The organism is Streptomyces sp. NPDC058985 (assembly GCF_042740985.1).
Lineage (GTDB): Bacteria > Actinomycetota > Actinomycetes > Streptomycetales > Streptomycetaceae > Streptomyces.
Map to the genome: position 1 here is coordinate 1 of NZ_JBHYJX010000096.1, position 5,059 is coordinate 5,059.

The following is a 5,059-nucleotide window of genomic DNA, read 5'->3' on the forward strand; positions in this document are numbered from 1 at the left end:
TAGTGGTGGTGGGGGTTTTTTTTTTTTATACCCCCCCGGGGGGGCCCCCCCCCCCCCCCCGGCCCCCCCCCCCCTCCTCCGTGCCTGCCGTCCTGGCGCCTCGCGCTACTTCGCCGCGTAGCGCTCCGCCATCGTCCGGCGCAGCAGGTCCAGGGTCTCGCGCGGAGTCAGCGCCTCGTCGGCGAGCCGGTCCAGGGCGACCCGGTACTCCTCGGTCTCGTCCCGGTCCTCCAGGAAGTTGGCGCTCCTGATGTGCTCCAGGTAGACGACGTCGGGCAGATCGGCGCCGCCGAAGCGCAGATAGGTGACGGGTATCGCGGGCGCCGACGCGTTGGTCACGTCCAGCGGCACGACCTGAAGCGTCACATGGGGCCGCTGGGCCATGCCGACGAGGTGGGTGAGCTGCTCCCGCATGACCTCGCGGCTGCCCAGTACGCGCAGCAGCACCGACTCGTCGACGATCGCCCACAGCTGTGGCGCGTCCTTGCGCTCCAGCAGCTCCGCACGGCGCATGCGCAGCTCGACGCGGCGGCCGACCTCGCCGGCGGGCGCGTTGGGCAGACCGCGCTCGACCACGGCCCGGGTGTAGGCCGCGGTCTGGAGCAGGCCGGGGACGTACTGGATCTCGAACGTACGGATGGTGGCCGCGGCCTCCTGGAGACCGACCAGGCGGTCGAACCACTCGGGCATCAGCCGCTTGTCGTACCGCTGCCACCAGCCCGGTTCACCGGCGCGCTGCAATAGCTTGAGGAGGACCGAGGCCTCGTAGGGGTCGGTGCCGTACTTCTCCAGCAGCGCGCGGACGTCGGTCTCCGTCGGCGGCCTGCGGCCCTTGCCGGACTCGATGCGGGAGAGCTTCGCCGGGCTGAAGCCGAGAGCGCGGGCCGCCTGGTCCTGGGAGAGACCGGCGTCCTCGCGGAAGCCCGCCAGCTGAACGCCGACGAGCATCTTCAGCAGGGTCGGAGCCGGCTCGGCCCGGTCCAGATAGGGTTCGAGACGGGAGATGCGATGCGACGCGGCGGACATCCTGACTCCCAGCAGACCGGCAGACTTGAGGCAAAGACTATCTCATCCCACCGGCTCCGAACGCATCCGCCCGCAGAAAAAGGGTAGTTGGGCTCCGCTTCCCGTCGCTGCCCCGCCTCACAGCAGGTGGTCGAACTCGCCCTCCTTCGCCCCGGCCAGGAAGGCGGCCACCTCGGCGGAGGTGTAGACGAGCGCGGGGCCGTCCGGATCGCGGGAGTTGCGCATCGCGATGCCCCCGTCCACGAGGGCCACTTCGACGCAGTTGCCCTCGGCGTTGCTGTGCCGACTCTTCTTCCAGCAGGCGTCCAACAGGCTGGCCTGCACTCCGTTGCGCACTGGTGGCACCGCGGTCTCCTTGCCGTTCGGGGGAGCGGACCGAGTACTTCCGGCCCCGTGCACTCCCATCCGATTTTTTTCGCGCAATTTCTCGTGCAATTGCACGCGAGCGCTCTCAGCGTGGATAATAGCCGTGGCGTCAACCCCTCGGTGGACGCCCGATTCTGATGTCGCATCAGGGAGATGCAGTGCCGTCACCTGCGCATCCAGCACTCAGGTCGCCCGGCGAACGCGCCGAGCGGCCGTCCACCGTTCCGTACGCCAAGTGGCCCGCCCCGGGCGGCGATCGGCCGGTCTCCGCGGTGCTGAGCGTCGCGTGCAGCCGGGAGGGCTTCGCCCGGGCCCGGGTCTTCACCCGGGACACGCTGCGCGCGTGGTCCCTCGACCACCGCGGTGACGACGCGGTCCTGGTGATCACCGAACTCGTCTCCAACGCCGTGGCGCACGCCGTGCCCTCGGCGGCGGCGGGCAGCGCGCCCGAGGTCCGGCTGGGACTCGCCCTGGACCCCGGCCACCTGACGCTGTCCGTCTCCGACCCCGGGGACGACGCGCCCGTGTTCCAGCCGTTCGACGACTCCGCACTCCGGGAGCACGGACGCGGCCTGTACATCGTCGACGCGCTCGCTGAGGAGTGGGGCTGGACCCCGAGGCCTCCGGCGGGCAAGACGGTCTGGGCCAAGTTGCCTGCCCGCCCCCTCACCTGACCCCGACTGCCGCGGAAGGGCCCCCCACCATGCGCAGCGCTCCGACACCCGAGCCGAGCATCCGGCGCACCGACCGACAGCCGCACGGCTCGCACCGCACCGCCGCCCTCCTCGCCGGGCTCGACGGCGTGCCCTGGGGCGAGATCCAGGACTCCAGCGGCTCGGCCGCCGCCATTCCCCGGCTGCTGCGCAAGGTCGCCTGGGGCGATGCCGAGACCGCCCGAGCGGCTCTCAAGGACCTGCGGAAACGCATCTGCCAGTACGGCTTCGTCGTGGAGCAGGCCACCGCCGCGACCGTGCCCTTCCTCTGGGAGCTCGCGCAGCGGCCCCAGGTGAGCTGCCGGGCGCAGATCATCCAGCTGCTCAAGAACATCGCGGACGCCCGGCAGTGGGAGACCACCGCTACCGCCTACCCCAAGCTGCTCAACCACCGTGAGAACCCGGTGGCGTGGGAGCGCGCGGCCCGGCAGGCGGTCCGCGCCCGGCGGGACGGGCTGGAGCGGCTGCTGGCCGATGACGACAGCGAGATCACGCGCGCCACGACCGAACTCGCCCGCACGCTCGGAGACTGAGACCCGCGCCCTCCACGGGGGAGAAGGCGCGGGTCTCCCCTCCAGGACGCGGGATCCGAGGCACGGGTCCAGGGGTGGGATCCAAGGCGCGGGACGGTGTGGCGAACTCCTTGCCGACGGGGTAGGAAGGCGCGCGGAGTAAGCGCTTGCCCCACTCGGTCACCTGGAGGACCACGCCGATGGCGTCGCCACCCGCACAACCGCTCGATCACCGCTACCGGGGCGAACACCCGATACGCACGCTCGTCTACCTGCTCAGCCCCGACCGCCGCCAACTGGCCTCAGCGGTCGTCGTGTTCACCGTGAAGCACAGCCCCATCTGGCTGCTGCCCCTGATCACCGCGACCATCATCGACACCGTCGTCCAGCACGGTCCGATCGGCGACCTGTGGACCAGCACCGGGATCATCATGTTCATCCTGCTGGTCAACTACCCGCTGCACCTGCTGTACGTGCGCCTCCTGTACGGCAGCGTCCGCCGCATGGGCACCGGTCTGCGCTCCGCGCTCTGCACGAGGATGCAGCAGCTCTCCATCGGCTACCACTCCCGGGTCAGCGCGGGAGTCCTGCAGGCCAAGGTCGTCCGGGACGTGGAGACGGTGGAACAGATGGTGCAGCAGACCGCCGAGACCGGGCTCGGCGCGCTCACCGTGCTCACCGGCGGCCTGGTCATCATCGCCGTGCGCACCCCGGAGTTCCTGCCCGTCTTCCTCGTCGTCGTACCCGCCGCCTCCCTCCTCGTCGCGCGGCTCCGGGCCCGGCTGCGCACCCACAACGAGCGCTTCCGCCACGAGGTCGAGACCCTGTCCTCCCGGGTCACGGAGATGACCCGCCTCATCCCGGTCACCCGCGCCCACGGCCTGGAGGGCAAGGCGCTGCGCCGCATGGACGGCACCCTGGACCGCCTGCTGACCTCCGGCCTGCGCCTGGACCTGGTCAACGGCCGCTTCGGCTCCCTCTCCTGGGTCGTGCTCAACGTGGTCGGCGTCCTGGTGCTCGCGGGCGCCGCGCTGATCTCCTACTACGACGTCTGGGGAGTCACCGCCGGCGACGTCGTCATGCTCAGCGCCTTCCTGACCACCCTCACGACCTCCACGACCACGCTGGCGTCACTCGCCCCGGTCATCACCAAGGGCCTGGAGTCCGTCCGTTCGGTCGGCGAGGTGCTCCAGGCCCCCGAACTGGAGGACAACGAGGGCAAGGACGAGGTGACCGGGCTGCGCGGCGCCGTCACCTTCGAGGGGGTCGCGCACTTCTACGAGGGCGACGGCCGGCCCGCGGTGGAGGACTTCACGCTCGCGGTCGAACCGGGCGAGACGGTCGCCCTGGTGGGCGCGTCCGGCGCCGGCAAGTCCACCGTGCTCAACCTGGTCATCGGCTTCCTGCGGCCCACCTCGGGCCGGCTGCTGCTCGACGGCACCGACATGAGCACCCTCGACCTGCGCACGTACCGGCGGTTCGTCTCGGTGGTGCCGCAGGAGTCCATCCTGTTCGACGGCACGATCCGGGACAACGTCGCCTACGGCATGGACGACGCCGACGAGGAGTCGGTGCGAAGGGCGCTGCGCGACGCCAACGCCCTGGAGTTCGTCGACCGGCTGCCCCGGGGCCTGGACACCCGGGTCGGCGAACACGGGGCACGGCTGTCCGGCGGGCAGCGCCAGCGCCTCGCCATCGCCCGCGCCCTGATCCGGGACCCCCGGGTGCTGATCCTCGACGAGGCCACCTCCGCGCTGGACACCCGCTCGGAGGCGCTCGTCCAGGAGGCGCTGGCCCGGCTGCTGCGCGGGCGCACCACGTTCGTCGTGGCCCACCGGCTGTCCACCGTGCGGGGCGCGGACCGGATCGTGGTGATGGGCGAGGGACGCATCCAGGAGGCCGGCACCCACGAGGAACTGCTGGCCAGGGGAGGGGCGTACACGGCACTGCACGGCGGCCAGGTCGCCTGACCGGTGACCGTTCTCCATCGGCTCGTCGGACATTCAGGGTCGTGGCCGGACAGCCGACGACAGAATCTCGTCAATTGAGAGCAGCGGCACCCATGATGTGATTGTTTCGACCGGGTTCGGGCATACGGAGCGAAAATCGAGAGAGGGGCGCTTCGTGCTCGAACCCGACCCGAAGGTCGTCAGGGAATTGCTGACGCGGTACGCGTCGCTGCGGATCGCTCAGGCGGAGAGGGAGAGCCCGGCGACGGCGCGGGAGCTGGCGGACGTCAGCTACACGCTGTGCGTCATGATGGCGACGACCGGAGTCCACGACGCGGTGGCGAAGGCGGACGCACTGCTGCTCGCCAAGGGGCGGACGGCAGCGGAGGTCCCCACGGTGGACCCCGACGAGGAGCGCGGCCTGTCGCTGGCCGTCTGACCCGCCGCACCCGGGGCCCGCGCCACGGACCGGACCAGAGGCACCCCCCGGTCC

Annotated in this window: 6 protein-coding genes; 4 read left to right on the top strand and 2 right to left on the bottom strand. The window is 71.1% G+C overall.

Annotated features, from left to right (window positions below; all coding sequences use genetic code 11):
* Nucleotides 1-105 precede the first annotated feature (105 nt).
* A complete protein-coding gene (locus tag ACFW01_RS38235) occupies nucleotides 106-1,026 on the bottom strand; it encodes a helix-turn-helix transcriptional regulator (protein WP_234955976.1) in 921 nt (306 codons plus the stop codon).
* A gap of 117 nt (nucleotides 1,027-1,143) precedes the next feature.
* A complete protein-coding gene (locus tag ACFW01_RS38240; protein ID WP_114531800.1) occupies nucleotides 1,144-1,371 on the bottom strand; it encodes a DUF397 domain-containing protein in 228 nt (75 codons plus the stop codon).
* A gap of 179 nt (nucleotides 1,372-1,550) precedes the next feature.
* Between ACFW01_RS38240 and ACFW01_RS38245 the strand changes: the two genes are divergently transcribed.
* The 4 genes from ACFW01_RS38245 to ACFW01_RS38260 all read left to right on the top strand — a co-directional run bounded on the left by ACFW01_RS38245 (nucleotide 1,551) and on the right by ACFW01_RS38260 (nucleotide 5,005).
* Nucleotides 1,551-2,066: an ATP-binding protein gene (locus ACFW01_RS38245; protein ID WP_234955978.1), complete on the top strand. Its 516-nt coding sequence runs from the start codon at nucleotides 1,551-1,553 to the stop codon at nucleotides 2,064-2,066.
* 29 nt (nucleotides 2,067-2,095) lie between these two features.
* Nucleotides 2,096-2,638, top strand: coding sequence for a hypothetical protein (locus ACFW01_RS38250; protein ID WP_234955980.1), 543 nt, complete (start codon nucleotides 2,096-2,098; stop codon nucleotides 2,636-2,638).
* Nucleotides 2,639-2,817: 179 nt separating this feature from the next.
* Nucleotides 2,818-4,587, top strand: coding sequence for an ABC transporter ATP-binding protein (locus ACFW01_RS38255; protein WP_384511458.1), 1,770 nt, complete (start codon nucleotides 2,818-2,820; stop codon nucleotides 4,585-4,587).
* A 154-nt stretch (nucleotides 4,588-4,741) separates the two neighbouring features.
* Nucleotides 4,742-5,005 (top strand): DUF5133 domain-containing protein, encoded by a 264-nt coding sequence (locus ACFW01_RS38260; protein WP_234955984.1) that lies wholly within the window; start codon nucleotides 4,742-4,744, stop codon nucleotides 5,003-5,005.
* Nucleotides 5,006-5,059: the final 54 nt, after the last annotated feature.